The following is a 19,210-nucleotide window of genomic DNA, read 5'->3' on the forward strand; positions in this document are numbered from 1 at the left end:
TGTTTGACTCTACTTTTAGTTGTTTTAATTCAATAAAACGAATTATTTTGCCCGCCCTGCTCGTATGCAGTTGGCAGGCTTTTGCTGTTGATCCGTTTGAAGACTTTCATGAATACGGACAATTATCAGAAGAAGAAATTCATAAAATTCATAAAGGCGAGTTGCTGTATGGAGATATGGAGTTTGGCTTTATGGTAAGTCGTGGCAATACCAACTCAACTAGTTTCAAACTCAAAGGTAATCTCTACCAAGATTTTGAAAAATGGCGGAACCAATTTAAGCTCGATACTTTATACAAACGTGACCGCAATGAAGAAACCGGTGATGAAGAAGTCTCAGCTGATCGAATATTTGTATCAGGCCAAGGCAACTATAAGTTAAATGTGAAAAATGAGTCGTTTTTCATTTATGGTGACTACGAGCGAGATAAATTTAGTGGTCTTGAGTTTAAGAGCACAGTAGCGACTGGTTACGGTAATCGCATTTATCAAGGCAGTAAGAATAAAGTCGATATCGATGTTGGCCCTGGTTTATATCGATCGGTGGCTGATCAAGATACGGCTACAGAAGAAGATCAAACAAAAACGGGTTATCTACTTCGTTTAGCGCTGCAGTGGGAGCGTACGGTCTCTGCGCGAACTCGCTTTAATCAAGACGTTAGTTATGAGCAATCGTTGTCAGGGTTAAACTCGCGTTTAAAATCAGAAACCTCATTGATCAGCAAAATCATGGGTGATGTTTCACTCAAATTTACCTATATGTATCGCTATAACTCAAAACCAGAGGAAGATAAGCTTAAGTACGATTCTGAGCTGAGTGCGACCTTTGTTTATAGCTTTTAAGAGAATACCTCACTATGTATCAACATAAGCAGTACGCTATTTTTATTTTTGTTATATTAGGCTGGATTGGCGGCTTCATCGCCTTAGCTTGGAATTTAATTGGTGCCGATATTCCGCTCATGGTGTTTAGCGCTATTTTGGTGCTGGTGGCCTTTTTATTCCATGGTTTAACCATCAAGGTCAACGATAAAACCGTAAGCTGGGCATTTGGACCTGGTGTATTTGGTAAAACAGTAGCTTTTGATGAGATTGAGTCTGTTCGAGCGGTAAGTAACTCATTTCGACATGGCATAGGCCTTCGTATTACTCATGATGGTTGGGTTTATAGTGTATCAGGATTCAGTGCTGTAGAACTGGCAATGAAAGACGGTACTCACTATCGCTTAGGAACCAACGACCAAGATGGTTTACTTGCTGCACTTAAATTGCATATTACTGAAGCAGTACCAGAAATTAGCAAAGAGGCTACCTCAGAAGCAGAGTAAATGATCAGCTATTTGACAGCAGTATATAGACATAAAAAAAGCGCCATAGGCGCTTTTTTTATGTCTATATTTTAATGGCTGTGACCACAACCACCTTCACCGTGCACATGACCATGTGCTAACTCTTCTTCAGTTGCATCGCGTACTTCAAGTACTTCAACATCAAAATGTAGCGTAATACCTGAAAGAGGGTGGTTACCATCTACAATGACGTCTTCGTCTTGAATTTCGATGATCATCACTGATTGGTCGCCAGCATCTGTCGTAGCGCGGAACTGCATACCAACTTCAATTTCCATACCTTCAAACATTGATTTTGGTACTGCTTGCATTAGGTCATCGTGACGCTCACCATAGCCTTGCTCTGGTTCAACGGTTACGCTGAATGTGTCGCCTGCTTCTTTACCTAATAGCGCATTTTCGAGGCCTGGAATTAAGTAACCTGTGCCAACGATGAACACTAGTGGCTCACCATCGAAAGAGTTGTCGATGGTGTTTTTGTTATTATCCAATACTGAATAATGCATTTTTACCACTTTGTTTGCTGCTACGATCATAGTCATTCCTATTTATTCATCTTCGAGAGAGTAAGGCAGAGCTTGAATTGATAACTCTACCTGAGGGAGGTGTTTTGCCCGCAAAATTTGGCCTGCTTCACTATCGTTAGGAAGCACAACCAGACCCATTAAGGTTTGCGTTTGTTGATTATAACTTTGGCTGATAAGCTTGCCGGCACGGCGCCAGTTTTCGCCCATTTGTGTTTCAAGCTCAAGCTCATCAAGTAAGCCTTCAGCTTTGCCTGACACGATATACATAGCACGTTTATTTTTGCCTAGGTATTTCATACGGGCTACGGTTTCTTGCCCTGTGTAGCAGCCTTTTCTGAAACTGATACCACCGAGCGCTTGCAAGTTAACCATTTGCGGTACGTATTCACCAATAGCATCGCTATTTAATGATGGCTCACCAGCAGCAATAGCTGCTTGTTGCCATGGAGCGTCATCTTCAAGCGCTATTACGTTATCAGGTAAGCTAAACTCATCATTGACCATAAGTAATACGCGGTTATTTGCAAGCTTGAGGGCTTTACCGTCAGCAAAATCGACTGCGCTATGCTCATCATCAAAAGTAATTGCTAAGGTTTCTAAAGCCGCTGTTAGGTCATCACCTAATAAGCCAATTAGCTGTTTTTCAGATTGCTGAATTTCTACTTGCGAAAATACAGCATATTTTTTTAACTCGACTAGAGATTGTTCTACCTCAGGCTTTGAACCTGCCAGGTAATAGCTGTCAAGGTGAGAAAACAACCTAAACACACCCCAAAGTTTGCCTTTTGCATTACAGTGGCCAGCCCAAAGGAAGTTATCATTGCTTAACTTGTTGATATCTTGCGTGATTTGTCCGTGAAGGTAAGATAACTTATCTTTGCCTGTCAGGCTGATAAGTGAGTAAGATAAAGGACATGCGTAAACAGTCGACATAAAAACCTTCTTTACGATATGAATGAGCGCTAATGATAACTTAGTTAGGGTAGCAATTTAAATAGCTGTTTATTCGATAGCAATTTGGTAAACTGCAGACAAATAAGTACGAGGTTTAAAATGACTGAAATTCACAGTAAAGAACGTATTCGTTGGGCATGCCGTCGCGGTATGTTAGAACTAGATGTTTTATTTATGCCATTCGTTGAAGAAGCGTTTGACTCACTATCAAAAGAACAGCAAGCTGTTTTTCAACGCTTACTTGAGTGCGATGATCCTGATTTATTCGCATGGTTTATGGGTCACGAAGAGTGTAAGGACCCAGAGCTAAACGGTATGGTCGCGTTAATTTTAGACCGAGTTCGTGTATAGATTTACCGTTACAAATAACACCACAGACCACAAACCCTTTGTGGTCTTTTTTTGCTTGATAGCCATCATATTATGCTTTGCTTACCAGCATGTTATTGCTCAGCTTTTGGCGTGTTTAGCTTGTTTTTTTCTAGCCATTCTGTGTTTTAAAAAAGCCCAACATGCGCAGCCTGAAAATGGCGTTATTATTTTAGAGCAAGCAGAGCTTAGGTTCGTGAACGACAATCTTAAAATTCAAGGCCAGATCATGGCTAAAAGTTATGTGTTTGCTAATTTTGTAGTGCTAAGGCTGGCGGGGTTTTATAAATCACACTGGCTGATAATTAATGCAGCCAGTGTTGATGAAATGAGTTATTCGCGGTTAAAGCGTGCGATTATTGCAGTGCAGCAACCGTCTTAGGGGTTAAAATTGTTGGTGTGGGATTCTCGTTTTGCTCAGGATAATCAATAGTGTAATGAAGGCCACGGCTTTCTTTGCGCTCAAGTGCGCTGCGAATAATAAGCTCTGCGACCTGCACTAAGTTTCGAAGTTCTAACAAATTATTTGTAACCCTAAAGTTAGCGTAGTAATCATGAATTTCTTGCTGTAGTAACTCTACTCGGTGAAGCGCGCGCTCTAAGCGTTTTGTAGAACGGACAATACCGACGTAATCCCACATAAATAATCTTAGCTCATGCCAATTATGGGTAATAACAATTTCTTCGTCTGAGTTAGTTACACGACTTTCATCCCATAGTGGTAAAGCTTCAAGGGCTGGGCTTGAATCTATTTTGCTTAAAATATCCTTTGCGGCAGCATGAGCAAATACAATACATTCAAGTAGTGAGTTACTGGCCATGCGATTAGCACCATGTAAGCCTGTGTAAGCTACTTCGCCAACCGCATAAAGGTTGTCTAAATCTGTGCGGCCATTGAAGTCGGTCATAACACCACCGCAGGTATAGTGTGCAGCGGGTACTACCGGAATGGCTTCTTTGGTAATGTCGAGACCAACACTTAAGCATTTTGCGTAGATAGTCGGGAAATGCTCAATGATAAAATCTTTTTCTTTATGACTAATATCAAGGTATACACAGTTCGCGCCAAGGCGTTTCATTTCAAAATCGATAGCGCGAGCAACGATATCGCGAGGAGCAAGTTCTCCGCGTTCGTCAAAATCTTTCATAAAGCGGGTGCCGTCAGGGCGTTTTAAGTAAGCTCCCTCACCTCGCATTGCTTCTGTGATTAAAAAGTTTTGCAGTTCTGGGTGATATAAACTAGTTGGGTGGAATTGATTAAACTCCATATTAGCGACACGACACCCAGCGCGCCATGCCATAGCGATACCATCACCACTGGATACATCAGGGTTAGAGGTATATAAGTACACTTTACTTGCACCACCTGTTGCAAGTGAAACGAACTTTGCTTTAATTGTTTCAACTTTTTTATCGACACAGTTCCAAACATATAAGCCATGAACATGTTTGCCTTTTTTAGCTAGGCTTTTATCAGTGATTAAATCAATGGCATTGTAGTTTTCTAATAGGGTGATATTAGGGTGTGCTTGAACTTGGCTAATTAAGGTCGTTTGTACTGCACGACCTGTAGCATCAGCAGCATGTAATATGCGACGATGGCTGTGACCGCCTTCGCGGGTTAAATGGAAACGTTCTTTACCTTTTGAATCAAATTCCATATCAAAAGGCACGCCTTGTTCAATGAGCCACTTTAAACACTTTTTAGCATTGCTAGCGGTGTAGTGGACTGCGTCGCGGTCACATAATCCGCCACCTGCATCCAACGTGTCTTCAACATGAGATTCAATGCTGTCATTCTTTTTGTCAAATACTGCTGCAATACCACCTTGAGCATATAAGGTAGAACCTTCGGTTAACGCTCCTTTACTAAGTACTGTCACTTTACAGTGATTAGCTAGAGATAAAGCAAGAGAAAGGCCAGCGGCGCCGCTGCCAATGATAGCGACATCAGTAATGTGATGTTTATTTTGGTTCATGTCTGTGGTCTTTGCGGTTACAATGCTCGGCTAGTAGTGCCAAAAGTTTGAGCAAATAAATTTTTATGTGGTATACGTATATGTACCATATTTGCTTTAACACTATTAGTCATTTTAATACGTTATACCAATCTTATTAGTTTTATCGTCACATAAACAGTTTATTGTTAACTGTTTTGAATTGTGAATTTAATATAGATAACCGTTGATTTTTAGGCAGTTATTAGGATTTCCGTGTAATAAGATTGGTATGACTCAATTTATTTGCGTGCTATTTTATAAAAAAATCATTTTAAACTGAACTTTTATATTCATGGTGCAGTCAGAGTTTGTGTAAACAATGGCGAGTATATGAATAGCAAGCAAGAATCAAACAGAGGAGTACCGGCTCGAATGAGCGAGCAGGATTTGGATTTAGCGCTAGTTAAAAGGGTCCAGCAAGGAGATAAAAACGCCTTCAACCTATTAGTTAGAAAATATCAGAATAAAATTGCAGGTTTGATTTCACGTTATGTATCAAACCAAGGTGATGTTGCTGATGTCGCACAAGAAGCCTTTATTAAAGCCTACCGTGCATTGCCTAACTTTAGAGGGGATAGCGCCTTTTATACTTGGTTATACCGTATCGCCGTAAATTGTGCTAAAAATTACTTAGTTGCTCAGGGCCGTAAGCCCCCAGCTAACGATGTTGATGCCGAAGAGGCAGAGTTTTATGACAGTGCTGATGCTATGCGTTCAAACGCATCGCCAGAAAACCTGTTATTAAGTGACGAAGTACGTGCTGTAATTTTTAATACGATTGATAGTTTGCCTGAAGATCTTAAAACCGCGATTACCCTTCGTGAAATTGAAGGTATGAGCTATGAAGAAATAGCCGTGGTTATGGATTGTCCTGTGGGAACGGTACGTTCACGTATTTTCCGTGCCCGTGAGGCGATTGATAATAAATTGAATCCATTAATAGGTGAGTCTTAGTATGACAAAAGCAGACGTTAACAAGTTGGATAATGAGCAGTTATCCGCGTTACTTGACGGCGAGCAGCAGTTAACTGATCAAGCGATCACAAACGACGATGTGTCTACATTTGGTCGTTACGCAATGATTGGTGATGTAATGCGTGCTGAGGCAAATAATAACGCTTTTAACTTTGACATTGCAGATGCAGTGGCTGAAGCACTTGAGCAAGAACCTGTATACGCTGATTTCGCGAATAAAACAACGGTACCAAAAAGCGAAGAAATCGTGGCGGCAACAGGCACAGATAACGTAGTAGCATTTAATTGGCGTCGTCCATTTGCCCAAGTGGCAATTGCTGCCAGTGTTGCTATGTTTGCGATTGTGGGCGTACAAACTTTGCCACAAAACACCGAAGTACCACAAAATGACATTCCAACCTTACAAACAGTACCGTTAACCGGTATGGCTTCTCCGGTAAGTTACTCATCTGAGCAACCTGCGTTAGAGAATGCTCAGCAAGGTTTACGTGAATTACAACAGCAACGTATTGGTGCATTAGTTCTTGAACATCAACGTCAAGCGCGTGTTGCATATTCGCTAGAAGAATCGCAAACTGCAGAAAATGCAGAAGAGGAAAAAAACTAATTAAATGAAAGTTTTTACTTTTATTTTGTCGCTGGTATTAACGGCCCCTGCCATTGCTAGCGACGAAAATCCCGCCAAAACATTATTACATGATATGGCTACGGCCGTTCATACTCGCAATTTTGATGCATCGTTTGTAGTTGTAAAAGGCCAAGCGATGGAACCGTATCGATGGTTACATGCAAAACAAAATGATATCGAACTTGAGCATTTAAGTTTGCTTAACGGTGCTGGTCTTGAAATGGTGCGTGTTGATGATCAAGTTACTTATTTTGAACCGCATTCTGAGCCTTATTCAGTCAAAACAGACTCTATAGCTGGACCTATTCCCGAAGTGCTTTTTAAAGACATCGATAGACTAAGTGCTCATTATGACTTTGTTCTTGGCGGAAAAGGTCGTATTGCTGGTCGTTCTGCGCAGTTAGTGCGCATCGAATCTAAAGATGAATACAAATATAACTATTGGATCTGGCTTGATACAGAGTCTTCGTTGTTACTTAAATCAGCCTATGTAAATCACAAAGGTGAGATGCTAGAGCAATTACAACTAACTCATATTAGCGTTACAGAGCAACCTGCGCCGATGTTAGTTGAAATGCAAAACCGTGAGTTTCCTGCTGTGCTTTCAACGAATGATATTGCCAGTGATAGCGACGGCGCAGCGAATGATTGGAAAATTGGCTGGCTCCCTGATGGCTTTAAGCTGTTAAAATCAGACCGTCATAAACTCGACTTAAACAATGAACTTGCTGACTATTATTTATATTCAGATGGGTTTGTTGAAGTATCTGTTTTTATTCAAAGACCCTTACCCGGTAAACGTGCAAGTGGTGCTTTAACATCAGGTGCGACGACGGTCTATGTTCACAATGGTGGTAGCTTTGATGTATCGGTTGTTGGTAATATCCCAGCTATGACAGCCAAAGCTATAGCAGAGTCGGTAGCGCGACCTCTTTAAATTATGATTGAACAAACACTCTCTGTCGTGTCAGTTAAAGGCACGACAGCGAATTTAGAAGCAGAGCAAAAGCAAGCTTGCGCTGGCTGTAATGGTCGCTGCGGTTCGCAGATCTTTGCTAAGCTGTTCGGAACAGCAAAAAAAACCTTTCCGTATACATTCGAAAAAGAGCTACAGGTAGGGCAAAAAGTAACCTTGGCACTCGATGATAGCCACTTGGTCAAACATGCATTGGCTGTTTATATGCTACCACTTTTGTTTAGTTTAGGGTTTGCTTTAATCGCATTTGCGGCTTTTTCGCTTGCTGAGGGCTGGCAAATTTTAGCAGCCGCCATTGGTGGCTTAACGGGCTATGTGATAGCTAAATCAAGGGTTAAGAGCCTAAAGCATGATATTAAAGTAATAAAAATTCACCCAATTGCTATTCCTTTCACTCAAATAGATGGTGATTAAAGCCAATTAAATGTAAAATTGCCGCTTTATACACTTAGTCCATTTTATATAGAAGTTTAGAATCCAGTTTATGAAGCATATCCGTAATTTTTCGATCATCGCCCATATTGACCATGGTAAATCGACTCTCTCTGACCGTCTTATCCAAGTTTGTGGTGGTTTAACAGACCGTGAAATGCAGCAGCAGGTGTTAGATTCAATGGACATTGAGCGTGAGCGTGGTATTACCATCAAAGCGCAAAGTGTAACGCTAAATTATAAAGCTAAAGACGGCGAAACATACCAGTTAAACTTTATCGACACGCCAGGACACGTTGACTTCACATACGAAGTATCACGCTCACTTGCAGCCTGTGAAGGTGCACTTTTAGTTGTTGATGCGGGTCAAGGTGTAGAAGCACAAACCTTAGCTAACTGCTACACAGCAATTGAAATGGACTTAGAAGTTATTCCAGTTCTAAATAAGATCGACTTACCACAAGCTGATCCACTTCGTGTAGCAGAAGAAATTGAAGACATCATTGGTATCGATGCCCTAGATGCTGTGCAATGTAGTGCTAAAACAGGTATTGGTATTGAAGAAGTACTCGAAATCATTGTTAAAGATATCCCGCCACCAGAAGGCGACAAAGATAAGCCACTACAAGCGCTTATCATTGACTCATGGTTTGACCCATACCAAGGTGTTGTATCATTAGTACGTATTAAACACGGTGAATTACGCTCAGGCGATAAAATTAAGATCATGTCGAATGATCAAGTTCATATCGCAGATAAAGTAGGTATTTTTACACCAAAGCAAACTAACACGGGCATCTTGAAAACCGGTGAAGTTGGCTTCGTAATTGCGGGTATTAAAGAAATTCATGGTGCACCAGTAGGTGATACTATTACTTTACAGCGTAACTCTGCTCCAGAGCGCTTACCAGGCTTCCAGCGTATTAAACCACAGGTTTACGCAGGTATGTTCCCAATTTCATCTGATGACTATGAATCATTCCGTGATGCGCTTGATAAACTGAGTTTGAACGATGCTTCGTTATTCTTCGAGCCAGAAAACTCAACAGCACTAGGCTTTGGTTTCCGATGTGGCTTCTTAGGTATGCTTCACATGGAAATCATCCAAGAGCGTCTTGAGCGTGAATACGACATTGATCTTATTACAACTGCACCAACAGTAATTTACGAAGTAGAGACTAAAGACGGAACTAAACAGATAGATAACCCGTCTGACTTACCGCCGGTGAATAATATTCTTGAAATCCGTGAGCCAATTGTTGAAGCTAACATATTAGTACCGCAAGAATTTTTAGGTAACGTAATTACGCTTTGTGTTGAAAAGCGTGGTATGCAAACTAAAATGAGCTACCATGGTAAGCAAGTTGCGGTGACGTACGAATTACCGATGGCTGAAGTAGTAATGGACTTCTTCGATAAGTTAAAATCAACAAGCCGTGGTTTTGCATCACTTGATTATAACTTTAAACATTTCCAAGCTTCAGACATGGTACGTGTTGACGTATTGATTAATGGTGAGCGTGTTGATGCGTTAGCTATTATTGTACACCGCGATATTGCACAATCACGTGGTCGTCAGTTAGCTGAAGCACTGAAAGACTTAATTCCACGTCAGCAGTTTGATATTGCGATTCAAGCAGCGATTGGGCAGCATGTTATTGCGCGTACAACAGTTAAGCAATTACGTAAAAACGTAATCGCGAAATGTTACGGTGGTGACGTAAGTCGTAAGAAAAAACTGCTACAAAAACAAAAAGAAGGTAAAAAGCGAATGAAGCAACTAGGTAACGTTGAAGTACCTCAAGATGCATTCTTAGCTATCCTTAAAGTTGGTAAATAATTAGAAGTAAATAAAGGAATTAATGCATGGCGGGTTACTTTTCTATTTTCTTAGTGTTGTTAACGCTAGGCTCAGGATTAATTTGGTTAATTGACCACTTTATGTTTGCGCCAAAGCGTCAGCAACGCATTGCCCTTGCTCAAAACGCGGCAGGTGGTGAGTTAGACGAAGAAACTGCTGCATTAATTGCGCCTGAGCCAAGTATCACTGAAACGGCTAAATCAATTTTTCCAATGATTGCGGCAATTACTATTTTCCGCTCTTTCATTTTTGAACCGTTTCAAATTCCATCGGGCTCAATGATGCCAACCTTATTGGTGGGTGACTTCATTTTGGTACAGAAGTACTCATATGGCATCAAAGATCCAATTTGGCGTAGTCAGTTAGTTGACGTTGATGAACCTGAACGTGGTGATATTGTGGTATTTAAATACCCATTAGATGAGCGTGTGGATTACATTAAACGTACGATTGGTTTACCAGGCGATAAAATTGTATATCGCAATAAGCACCTTTATATTCAGCCGAAATGCGCCGAAGGTGTGACTCAGCAAGGTGATTTGCTGTGTAATGAATACAACAAAATTGATATGGAAATCCTCAATAGTGACGAGTTCAAGCAGGGTTCTATGAATTTAGTGCGTTTAGAAGAAAACCTAAGCACAGTAAATCATAATATTTTGATTAACCCGCAAGCTCCTGAAATGAAAGGCCGTTATTATCAACAACCAGGTACACGCTCAGACGAGTGGGTTGTTCCTGCCGATCATTATTTCATGATGGGTGATAACCGTGATAATAGCCAAGATAGTCGCTTTTGGGGCTTTGTACCTAAAGAAAACTTGGTAGGTAAAGCCGTCTTTATATGGATGAGTTTTGAATTTGAAAATGGCCCAGATGACTTTTTACCAGGCTGGGTTCCAACTGGTGTTCGCTTTGAACGCCTAGGTAATATTCAGTAACGATGAAAAAAAACGTAACAGAGTTATACAACAGAATAGGTTATACATTTACTGATCAAGCTTTGCTTGAGCAGGCAATGACGCACCGTAGTCATAAAGGCCAACATAACGAGCGCTTAGAGTTTCTTGGCGACTCAATTTTGAGCTTTGTGATTGCAAATGCGCTATATACTAAATTTCCAAAAGCACGCGAAGGTGATTTAAGCCGTATGCGTTCGACCTTAGTTCGTGGTCAAACATTAGCTGAATTCGGCCTTGAATTTGGCTTAGGCGATTACTTACGCTTAGGTCCAGGTGAGCTTAAAAGCGGTGGTTTTCGCCGTGAATCAACCCTAGCTGATGCCGTTGAGGCGATTATTGGGGCAGTGTTCTTAGACTCAAACATTGAACAATGTGGTGAGTTAATTTTAAGCTGGTACGAGTCGCGTCTTGACGCAATTTCGCCGGGCTTAAATCAAAAAGATCCTAAAACATTACTTCAAGAATACTTACAAGCGCGCAAATTATCGTTACCTGGCTACACTGTAATAGATACAAAAGGCCAAGCGCACAATCAAACATTCACGGTTGAATGTATTGTTGAAGGGATGGATAGCATTATCTCAGTAGGTAGCTCTCGTCGTAAAGCTGAGCAAAAAGCCGCTGAAAAAGCCTTAAAGATACTTAAAAATGAATCTTGATGATTTAATTAGCAAAGAACCTGCAGAGCTAGACACGCACTGCGGGATGGTTGCCATTGTTGGCCGCCCAAATGTAGGTAAATCAACCTTACTTAACTATATTGTTGAGCAGAAGGTGTCGATTACTTCTCGTAAGCCACAAACTACACGTCACCGTATCATGGGTATTCATACCGAAGGTAAATACCAAGCTGTTTATGTGGATACACCTGGCTTACACGTTGAAGAAAAACGCGCTATTAACCGATTAATGAATCGTGCTGCATCAAGCTCAATTGGCGATGTAGAACTTATAATCTTTGTGGTTGAAGGCACACACTGGAATGAAGATGATGAGATGGTGCTAAACAAAGTACGTCAAAGTGGTCGTCCAGTGTTATTAGTTATGAATAAAATTGACCAAGTTAAAGACCGTGATTTAGTGCTTCCGCACATGCAGTTTTTGGGTGGTAAATTTGATTTTGTGGCTATTATGCCAGTCTCTGCAAAGCAGGGTAAAAATATTGATTTAATCAAAGATGAAGTGAAAAAGCGTTTACCGCTTTGTGAGTTTTACTTTCCTGAAGACTACGTAACAGACCGTTCAATGCGCTTTATGGCGGCAGAAGTTATTCGTGAAAAGCTGATGCGTTTTATGGGTGATGAGCTTCCATATTCAGTCACCGTTGAAATCGAGCAGTTTAAATGGCTAGAAAACGGTGTTTGGCAAATTAATGGCTTGATCCTTGTTGAGCGTGAAACGCAAAAACGCATGGTGATCGGCAATAAAGGCGAAAAGTTGAAAGTGATTGGCCGTGAAGCTCGTAAAGACCTTGAAGACATGCTGGATAACAAAGTCTTTTTAGAACTTTGGGTAAAAGTGAAGTCTGGCTGGGCTGACGATGAGCGTGCGCTACGTAGCCTTGGCTATGGTGAAGACTAAGTAAAGTCTTACACGCCATGGACAGCGAATTCTACACAGCATACTTGCTGCACCGACGTCCTTTTAGTGACTCGCAAGTAATGCTTGATATGCTGGTAGAAGGCGTAGGTCAGCTGAGAATGCTGGCGCGCATTAGTGGTCGCCAGGCCACTAAACATAAAGCACAACTACAACCTTTTCAATCTCTGCTCGTGCAATACAGCGGTAAGTCAGATTTAAAATACATCAATCGTTTTGAGCCCCATGGCGGGCAAACCGTACTGTCGGGTACTCAACTCTATTGCGGTTTTTATTTGAACGAATTAACCAACCGTATCGTACCTATCAATGAGCCGATGGAAAGTGTTTATCATCTTTATAAGAAGCATCTCGACGAATTATCAACGACTAAAAACCTACAAGCTGTACTACGCTCTTATGAGTTTCAACTGTTAGAGATGCTTGGATATGGCGTAGATTTTAGTGTTGATGCTGAAGGTGATGTAATTAACGATGCAGCAAATTATCAGTACTTTGCTGAATACGGTTTCTTGCTGCATGACGACCCCCATAGTGGCTTTTCAGGGAAGCAATTAAATGCCATAGCAGCTCATGACTTTAGCGCCCCTGATGTGTTATATATGGCAAAGCAATTAAGTCGATACTTACTCAAGCCTTTACTTGGCAAAAAGCCATTAAAAAGCCGTGAGTTATTTATTAAGTAGGCTGATGAGCAGCCTTGAATCGTTGTTTTAAACAGGTAAAAAAATGAAAGATATTCTTCTTGGTGTAAACGTTGATCACATTGCCACTTTACGCCAAGCGCGTGGCACGAGTTACCCAGATCCTGCGCATGCCGCAGCTGTTGCAGAGCATGCTGGTGCAGATGGTATCACCATCCATTTGCGGGAAGACCGTCGTCATATTCAAGACCGTGATGTATATGTGATGGCAAAAACGATTCAAACACGTATGAATCTTGAAATTGCAGTCACTGATGAAATGATCGGCATCGCCCTTGAAGTAAAACCTGCTTATGTTTGTTTAGTGCCTGAAAAACGTGAAGAGCTAACTACTGAGGGTGGTCTTGACGTTGTGGGTAATTTTGAAAAGGTAAAAGCAGCAACAGAAAAACTGACAGCTGCGGGAATTAAGGTTTCGTTATTTATTGATGCTGACAATGCACAACTTGACGCTGCAAAAGCTTGTAATGCACCATACGTTGAAATTCACACAGGTGCTTATGCCGATGCAGAGAATGACGAAGAACTTCACACAGAACTTGAACGTATTCGTAACGGCGTACAATATGCCGATAGCTTGGGTTTAATTGTTAATGCAGGCCATGGTCTTCATTATCACAATGTAAAACCAATTGCTGCAATGCCAGAAATTTACGAATTAAACATTGGTCATGCGATTATTGCGCGTGCAGCGATTGATGGCTTAGAAAAAGCAGTAAGCGATATGAAGCGCCTGATGATTGAAGCGCGTTTGTAAACATACGCTTTAATCTGTCAGCCCTTTATTGGCGCTGGCAAGTTTTGAATCGAGAGCGCGATGGATGCGATATCCACCGCGCTTTTTATTTACTTAAGTAAACTATCAATTGTGCAAGCAATGAAGCTAGCCAAGGTGAAAGGCAAAGTAGGGCGACTAAATACTGATGTTTTTTCTTAAAATTTTTTAAAACACCATCATCTATTGCCGACAATTCGCCTTTCTTGATTGAATGAAACACAATTGAGTTAGGTTTTGCTTTCATTAAGCGGGCTTGGCTTTCGTATGTTTGCCACTGCTCTGTGTAATTGGTTTTTACGTAATTATTAGCTTCAATACTTAGTTTTTTATAGCGGAGAAAAAACCAAGTGAGTGAAATAGCACTAAAGACGATAAGTAAGATAAAGTACAAAGCAAGTTACCTCGTATATTTAACAACGCGTGTACCCGTAGAATAAATAATATCGTTACTAGGGCATGAATAGTTAGGCTTGAGTGCTTTGCAAGATTGCTCAGGTGTATCAAAACAAAAATCAAAGCGGGTTTGGGTTTTCACAGCTTTATCAGTAATATTTTTCGCAAGCTCATTCCAATGCCAATTAGTGACAACATCTTTTGCCGCACTGGCAAATACAGGGTTTGTAGAGGCTATTACTTGAATATCTTTAATCTCATTTTTTGGCGTAATGACATACTCAATGGTCGCGCAGCCTTCTGCTGCTTGGAGCACCGCTTTTTTCGGATATCTGGCAGGAAAACGCTCAAGTTGCTGCCATTTTGTTGCTTTTAATTCATCATAGCTAACAGCTAAATCCGCATACTCTAGTTCCATTGGTTTATTTGTAGTTGAAGTACAGCCAAACACAAGTAAACAGCCAGCTAGAATTAGATAGTTTTTCATTAATATACTCCTTTATATCTTTTTTTGAGTGCTTTTTATCGTTGCGGCTCAACCATACCTGCATCACTTAACAAATTATTTAGCTCATCAATCAGCTCAAACAATTCAGGTTCAATGTAATTTAAATCGCAATCGCTTTTTAGTGATGTTTCGAGTGTTTCGGCAAGTGATTTTAGTTTTGGTACGCCGGTGTAACAACACGCGCCATGGAATTTGTGCACTATGCTAAGTACATGTTCACAATCTTCTTTTTCTATAGCTTCATTAAGTAGGCGTAAGGTTTCAGGTACACTGAGTAACAACATGTTGAGCATTTCTAGTGCTAACTCTTCTTTACCGCCAGCGCGTTGTAGCGCTAATTGCCAATCAAGGCGGGCACTTTCAAATGGAGGTTCTGAGTCAACTGTGGCAGCTTTGCTTCGTTCGCGATTAATCGGCGATTGTGGGCTATGATCGCTAATTATTTGTTTTAGCATATCTTCATCAATAGGCTTAGTTAAGTAACCTTTAAAACCATCTTTAAGCAGCTGTTCTTTTTCACCCGCTAATGCGTGAGCAGTAACTGCAATGATTGGCGTATCTTCATTGAGAGATGACTCGCGGATAAGTTTACATGCGGTAATACCATCCATAATTGGCATTTGGATGTCCATGAAGATCAAGTCATACTTATGGCTTTTACTTAGACTGTAGGCTTGTGAGCCGTTGTGTGCCGTATCAATTAGCTCAATCTGTTCTTCAAGTAAGGTGCAAATAAGCTTTAGGTTGGCATCATTATCGTCTACAACTAGTACTTTTAGAGGTAATAACTTTTCAGTGCCTTGTTCAATGTTATGCACTGGATGGTCAAGACGATAAGGGGCAGCAAGTACTTCACATAATTTACGATGGTTAAGTGGTTTGCTTAAGCAAGCATCTGCGCCACTACCCACAAAGGCTTCGCGCATATTGTGCGAGACCGTATTGAGCATAATATATAAATAATCAGTGACTGGGCGCACTGCTTTTACATAACTCTTAAGTTGCTGCATATCGTCAATTGTGGCGGTATGACCAATGATACAAATATCGTAACTGAAGTCTTTATTGATCTCATTTAAGAAGCTTTCTTCATCTATACAAGCGGTAACGCGAGTTTGCCATTCATGTAAAAGCGATAAGGTTGCTTGATGTGTATGCTCATGAGGCTCAAGGTAAAGAATACGTTTATTAATCAATGATTGGGTCGGTAAGTCACTAGTAATTGAGTTACTTGGCGTTCTGAATACGGCATTGAATGTAAAGCAGGTGCCATTACCAGGTGCTGAGTTCAGGGTAATACGACCATTCATCGCTTCAACAATGTGTTTGGTGATGATTAAACCAAGACCTGTGCCACCAAATTTACGGGTGATACTTGAGTCTGCTTGGCCAAATGGTGTAAACAAGGCATCTTGTTTATCCATTGGGATGCCCACACCAGTATCGGTGACAGACACTAAAATAGAGGCGCGCTCTTCATCTAATAAGCGGTAGCCAACATCAACCTTGATTGAGCCTTTTTCAGTAAATTTAACGGCATTACTTATAAGATTTATCAAAATTTGTTTAAAGCGGGTCGGGTCGCCAGTTAGATTGTCAGGTACTTGTGGATGGATAAATATCGATAGCTCAAGTTGTTTTTCGTGTGCACTTGGTGCTAACAAGGTCATAACTTCATTAATATTGTCACGGAGCTGGAATTGCATTGACTCAAGCTCCATGGCACCGGCTTCTAATTTAGAAAAGTCTAAAATGTCACTGATAATCGTTAATAAGCTATTTGCAGATAGCTCAATAGTATCGAGGTAATCTTTTTGATGCTTATTAAGCGGGGTTTTATAAAGCTGACGCGTAAAGCCAATTACACCATTTAAAGGCGTACGTAATTCGTGACTCATTTTGGCTAAAAAGTCTGATTTAACACGGTTAGCGTCTTGCGCGTCTTTTTTGGCAATACTTAACTGAATATTCTGAGTTTCGTATTGTTCTAAGGTCTCGCGGTAATCAGAGGTTGCCTGATCAATATGCTTTTGCATCTCATCACGTTGCACTACCATGGTTTCTGAAATGGTATTTAAGCCTGTGCGTAATAACTCAAACTCACCAAACATTTTTTTATCAAGACCTGTATCTACTTTCCCTTCAATTAATTTGTCGGTAGCTAGTACTAACTTATTAAGTGGTTGAATAAACATGCGGGTCAACCTAAATGCTAATACGCTCGCAAGTACTAGTGCTATGAGTATCACCACGCCACTGACCAGTAAGGCGCGTTGCTGGCCGATAATGGCTTGTTGTTTATTAAGCATGATCACCACATTACCTAGTGATGCTTGATAGCTATTATGATTCCAAATCGTGTCTTGACGGCTATGATTAATAATGGCGGTAGAAAATGTTAGATAGTGATCAGAGTTGTGTACTTGAATCCCATCCATACTGTTAACATTGCTTTTAACAATTTCTTTGAATTCACTTTGATATTTACTAAAAATCACTAACTCATTGTTTTCATCGAAAATAGCAATTGATTGGATCGCAGGGGAGTGTTTGTTATGAGTATGGCTAACTAAGCGGGTTAGTAAGGCTTTATCACGCTTTAGTAATGGTTGTTCAACAGCAATGGCTAAGGGCTCAATAATAGTAACGCCCTGCTGATATAAAATTTCATCGAGCTCAATGTAACGATTTATTGTAAAATAACCGCCCAGCAACAAGCCTATGATCACAGTCGGTATAAGTGTAAGTATTAAGACTGAGTCACGTAAGCCAAATTTAGTCATAAAGAATGTTGTTATCATTATTATCGTTGTTTAAGAGTATATACTTAATCCCGCTTTATCAATAATTAAGGTGTTGCCCAATGGCACAGATTTTCAAAGCCAAAAAGAAATCCGTTTCGCAAAAAATGCTAACCCTCAATGTCACTGCTATGGACCATCAAGGACGAGGCGTTGCTAAGCAGGGAAGTAAAGTCTGTTTTGTTAATGGTGCTTTGCCGGGTGAAGAAGTAAAAGCGTTATTGATTGAAGATAAGGCACGCTTTGCCAGTGCTGATTGTAAAAAAGTACTATCAGCCTCAGCGCATAGGGTTACTCCTTTTTGTCAGCATTATCAGATTTGTGGTGGTTGTCAGTTACAGCACCTTAATGCAGAACAACAATTGGTTGAAAAGCAAACTGCGGTTAGTCAGCTGTTTAGCAAGTTTGCCAAAGTTGATGACTTAAATTGGCAAGCACCTCTGCTCAGTGAAGAGCGCCATTACCGTCGCTCTGCGCGTATTGCTGTAATGCATGACAAAGCCGCAAAGAAAATGCGCGTAGGGTATCGAGCTCAAGGGTCTAAACAATTGGTGAGCATTGAAAGCTGTGATGTGCTGAGCAGTACTTTTAAAGACGTTTTTTCAGTTTTTGATGTTCTTATCAACAGCCATTCAGGTCTTAGTAGTATTAGTCACCTACAATTATGTGAAGCTGATAATGCGGCCTTTGTGGTTATTAGGCATACCAAAGCTATTAATGCAGAGTTAAAAGCCATTGTCGTAGCGGCGTGTGATGAATATAGCTGGCGTGTTGTGTGGCAATCACACAGTGGTGAAATTGATCACAGTGACCATCCAATGCCGTACTACCAGATACCAGCTTATGATTTACGCTTTGAATTTGGCCTTGAAAACTTTATTCAAGTTAACCCCCAAGTGAACCAAGCTATGCTTCATCAAGCAAAACAGTGGCTTGATTTACAAGGTCATGAGCAGGTATTAGATTTATTTTGTGGTATTGGTAACTTTTCATTATTGATTGCAAAGTATGCTAAATATGTTATTGGTGTTGAAGGGGTCGATTCTGCGGTTGCATTAGCAAAACAAAATGCGCAAACTAACTCATTGTCGAATACCGATTTTTATTGTTTTGATTTAACAAAATCAATGCAATCAGCTGCTTGGTTTAGTGCCGAACTTGATGTGTTAGTGCTTGATCCATCACGTACTGGCGCAATGGCAATTTTAGAGCAGTTACCACTTACTCAGTTTAAAACGATTTTATACGTCTCTTGTGATCCTGTTACTTTAGCCCGTGACAGTGCACTTATTTTACAAGCAGGCTTTAGCATTGAAAAAATTGGGCTTATGAATATGTTCCCGCATACTGGGCATATTGAAACGATGGCGTTATTTCACAGGAGGTAAAGCGCAC

General features: G+C 40.6%; 21 protein-coding genes. 15 read left to right on the forward strand and 6 right to left on the reverse strand.

Going from position 1 to position 19,210, the window contains the following annotated elements; translation table 11 throughout:
- Positions 1-32: 32 nt before the first annotated feature.
- Positions 33-842: a YdiY family protein gene (locus tag HCZ11_RS05745; protein WP_130052321.1), complete on the forward strand. Its 810-nt coding sequence runs from the start codon at positions 33-35 to the stop codon at positions 840-842.
- Between the two features lie 14 nt (positions 843-856).
- Complete coding sequence (locus tag HCZ11_RS05750; RefSeq protein WP_167657888.1) at positions 857-1,327, forward strand: hypothetical protein; 471 nt, start codon at positions 857-859, stop codon at positions 1,325-1,327.
- Positions 1,328-1,398: 71 nt separating this feature from the next.
- Here the strand turns inward: HCZ11_RS05750 and HCZ11_RS05755 are convergent, their stop codons facing one another.
- Together HCZ11_RS05755 and ygfZ are read right to left on the reverse strand one after the other, a co-directional pair.
- On the reverse strand, positions 1,399-1,884 hold the full coding sequence (locus HCZ11_RS05755; RefSeq protein WP_130052146.1) for a peptidylprolyl isomerase: 486 nt from the start codon (positions 1,882-1,884) through the stop codon (positions 1,399-1,401).
- 12 nt (positions 1,885-1,896) lie between these two features.
- Positions 1,897-2,808: a tRNA-modifying protein YgfZ gene (gene ygfZ, locus HCZ11_RS05760; RefSeq protein WP_167657889.1), complete on the reverse strand. Its 912-nt coding sequence runs from the start codon at positions 2,806-2,808 to the stop codon at positions 1,897-1,899.
- Between the two features lie 120 nt (positions 2,809-2,928).
- On the opposite strand from ygfZ, the gene HCZ11_RS05765 reads away from it, so the two are divergent.
- Both HCZ11_RS05765 and HCZ11_RS19770 read left to right on the forward strand, forming a co-directional pair.
- Complete coding sequence (locus HCZ11_RS05765) at positions 2,929-3,180, forward strand: succinate dehydrogenase assembly factor 2 (RefSeq protein ID WP_054562257.1); 252 nt, start codon at positions 2,929-2,931, stop codon at positions 3,178-3,180.
- A 40-nt stretch (positions 3,181-3,220) separates the two neighbouring features.
- Entirely contained in the window at positions 3,221-3,580 is a 360-nt protein-coding gene (locus HCZ11_RS19770) for a protein YgfX (protein WP_368484042.1), read from the forward strand.
- Here HCZ11_RS19770 and nadB read toward each other — a convergent pair.
- The gene (nadB, locus tag HCZ11_RS05775) at positions 3,555-5,177 is read right to left on the reverse strand and encodes an L-aspartate oxidase (protein ID WP_130052143.1); all 1,623 of its coding nucleotides are present in this window, start codon (positions 5,175-5,177) and stop codon (positions 3,555-3,557) included. The genes HCZ11_RS19770 and nadB overlap by 26 nt on opposite strands.
- A 393-nt stretch (positions 5,178-5,570) precedes the next feature.
- Between nadB and rpoE the strand changes: the two genes are divergently transcribed.
- The 10 genes from rpoE (at position 5,571) to pdxJ (ending at position 14,092) form a co-directional block, all read left to right on the forward strand.
- A complete protein-coding gene (gene rpoE, locus HCZ11_RS05780; protein ID WP_036969086.1) occupies positions 5,571-6,152 on the forward strand; it encodes an RNA polymerase sigma factor RpoE in 582 nt (193 codons plus the stop codon).
- Position 6,153: 1 nt separating this feature from the next.
- Complete coding sequence (locus HCZ11_RS05785; RefSeq protein ID WP_130052142.1) at positions 6,154-6,780, forward strand: sigma-E factor negative regulatory protein; 627 nt, start codon at positions 6,154-6,156, stop codon at positions 6,778-6,780.
- Between the two features lie 4 nt (positions 6,781-6,784).
- Positions 6,785-7,738: a MucB/RseB C-terminal domain-containing protein gene (locus HCZ11_RS05790; protein ID WP_130052141.1), complete on the forward strand. Its 954-nt coding sequence runs from the start codon at positions 6,785-6,787 to the stop codon at positions 7,736-7,738.
- 3 nt (positions 7,739-7,741) lie between these two features.
- Positions 7,742-8,191, forward strand: coding sequence for a SoxR reducing system RseC family protein (locus HCZ11_RS05795; RefSeq protein WP_167657891.1), 450 nt, complete (start codon positions 7,742-7,744; stop codon positions 8,189-8,191).
- 70 nt (positions 8,192-8,261) lie between these two features.
- A complete protein-coding gene (gene lepA / locus HCZ11_RS05800) occupies positions 8,262-10,049 on the forward strand; it encodes a translation elongation factor 4 (protein WP_054554335.1) in 1,788 nt (595 codons plus the stop codon).
- 26 nt (positions 10,050-10,075) lie between these two features.
- Positions 10,076-11,011 carry a signal peptidase I gene (gene lepB, locus HCZ11_RS05805; RefSeq protein WP_062566752.1) on the forward strand — a complete coding sequence of 312 codons (936 nt, stop codon included), beginning with the start codon at positions 10,076-10,078 and terminating at the stop codon, positions 11,009-11,011.
- 2 nt (positions 11,012-11,013) lie between these two features.
- A complete protein-coding gene (gene rnc, locus HCZ11_RS05810; protein ID WP_130052139.1) occupies positions 11,014-11,691 on the forward strand; it encodes a ribonuclease III in 678 nt (225 codons plus the stop codon).
- Positions 11,681-12,613, forward strand: a complete 933-nt coding sequence (era, locus tag HCZ11_RS05815) for a GTPase Era (RefSeq protein WP_167657892.1) — start codon at positions 11,681-11,683, stop codon at positions 12,611-12,613. Before rnc ends, era begins: the two co-directional genes overlap by 11 nt.
- A 17-nt stretch (positions 12,614-12,630) precedes the next feature.
- A complete protein-coding gene (gene recO / locus HCZ11_RS05820) occupies positions 12,631-13,317 on the forward strand; it encodes a DNA repair protein RecO (RefSeq protein ID WP_130052137.1) in 687 nt (228 codons plus the stop codon).
- Between the two features lie 43 nt (positions 13,318-13,360).
- Positions 13,361-14,092: a pyridoxine 5'-phosphate synthase gene (gene pdxJ, locus HCZ11_RS05825; protein WP_130052136.1), complete on the forward strand. Its 732-nt coding sequence runs from the start codon at positions 13,361-13,363 to the stop codon at positions 14,090-14,092.
- Positions 14,093-14,177: 85 nt separating this feature from the next.
- Here pdxJ and HCZ11_RS05830 read toward each other — a convergent pair whose 3' ends face one another.
- From HCZ11_RS05830 to barA, 3 genes are read right to left on the reverse strand one after another with little or no spacing between them, the layout of a single operon-like run.
- The gene (locus tag HCZ11_RS05830; protein WP_167657893.1) at positions 14,178-14,504 is read right to left on the reverse strand and encodes a hypothetical protein; all 327 of its coding nucleotides are present in this window, start codon (positions 14,502-14,504) and stop codon (positions 14,178-14,180) included.
- A gap of 6 nt (positions 14,505-14,510) precedes the next feature.
- On the reverse strand, positions 14,511-14,993 hold the full coding sequence (locus HCZ11_RS05835; RefSeq protein ID WP_167657894.1) for an energy transducer TonB: 483 nt from the start codon (positions 14,991-14,993) through the stop codon (positions 14,511-14,513).
- 35 nt (positions 14,994-15,028) lie between these two features.
- Positions 15,029-17,797, reverse strand: a complete 2,769-nt coding sequence (gene barA, locus HCZ11_RS05840; RefSeq protein ID WP_130052320.1) for a two-component sensor histidine kinase BarA — start codon at positions 17,795-17,797, stop codon at positions 15,029-15,031.
- A gap of 80 nt (positions 17,798-17,877) precedes the next feature.
- On the opposite strand from barA, the gene rlmD reads away from it, so the two are divergent.
- Positions 17,878-19,203, forward strand: a complete 1,326-nt coding sequence (rlmD, locus tag HCZ11_RS05845; protein ID WP_167657895.1) for a 23S rRNA (uracil(1939)-C(5))-methyltransferase RlmD — start codon at positions 17,878-17,880, stop codon at positions 19,201-19,203.
- The last annotated feature ends 7 nt before the right edge of the window (positions 19,204-19,210 follow it).

The sequence above is a fragment of the Pseudoalteromonas sp. HF66 genome, assembly GCF_011806445.1.
GTDB lineage: Bacteria > Pseudomonadota > Gammaproteobacteria > Enterobacterales > Alteromonadaceae > Pseudoalteromonas > Pseudoalteromonas apostichopi.

Coding starts and splice junctions, on each gene's coding strand:
- rpoE (WP_036969086.1), top strand. CDS start 5,571: ATGAGCGAGCAGGATTTGGATTTAGCGCTAGTTAAAAGGGTCCAGCAA.
- lepB (WP_062566752.1), top strand. CDS start 10,076: ATGGCGGGTTACTTTTCTATTTTCTTAGTGTTGTTAACGCTAGGCTCA.
- HCZ11_RS05795 (WP_167657891.1), top strand. CDS start 7,742: ATGATTGAACAAACACTCTCTGTCGTGTCAGTTAAAGGCACGACAGCG.
- nadB (WP_130052143.1), bottom strand. CDS start 5,177: ATGAACCAAAATAAACATCACATTACTGATGTCGCTATCATTGGCAGC.
- rlmD (WP_167657895.1), top strand. CDS start 17,878: ATGGCACAGATTTTCAAAGCCAAAAAGAAATCCGTTTCGCAAAAAATG.
- rnc (WP_130052139.1), top strand. CDS start 11,014: ATGAAAAAAAACGTAACAGAGTTATACAACAGAATAGGTTATACATTT.
- barA (WP_130052320.1), bottom strand. CDS start 17,797: ATGACTAAATTTGGCTTACGTGACTCAGTCTTAATACTTACACTTATA.
- era (WP_167657892.1), top strand. CDS start 11,681: ATGAATCTTGATGATTTAATTAGCAAAGAACCTGCAGAGCTAGACACG.
- HCZ11_RS05755 (WP_130052146.1), bottom strand. CDS start 1,884: ATGATCGTAGCAGCAAACAAAGTGGTAAAAATGCATTATTCAGTATTG.
- HCZ11_RS05750 (WP_167657888.1), top strand. CDS start 857: ATGTATCAACATAAGCAGTACGCTATTTTTATTTTTGTTATATTAGGC.
- lepA (WP_054554335.1), top strand. CDS start 8,262: ATGAAGCATATCCGTAATTTTTCGATCATCGCCCATATTGACCATGGT.
- pdxJ (WP_130052136.1), top strand. CDS start 13,361: ATGAAAGATATTCTTCTTGGTGTAAACGTTGATCACATTGCCACTTTA.
- recO (WP_130052137.1), top strand. CDS start 12,631: ATGGACAGCGAATTCTACACAGCATACTTGCTGCACCGACGTCCTTTT.
- HCZ11_RS05765 (WP_054562257.1), top strand. CDS start 2,929: ATGACTGAAATTCACAGTAAAGAACGTATTCGTTGGGCATGCCGTCGC.
- HCZ11_RS05790 (WP_130052141.1), top strand. CDS start 6,785: ATGAAAGTTTTTACTTTTATTTTGTCGCTGGTATTAACGGCCCCTGCC.
- HCZ11_RS05835 (WP_167657894.1), bottom strand. CDS start 14,993: ATGAAAAACTATCTAATTCTAGCTGGCTGTTTACTTGTGTTTGGCTGT.
- ygfZ (WP_167657889.1), bottom strand. CDS start 2,808: ATGTCGACTGTTTACGCATGTCCTTTATCTTACTCACTTATCAGCCTG.
- HCZ11_RS05785 (WP_130052142.1), top strand. CDS start 6,154: ATGACAAAAGCAGACGTTAACAAGTTGGATAATGAGCAGTTATCCGCG.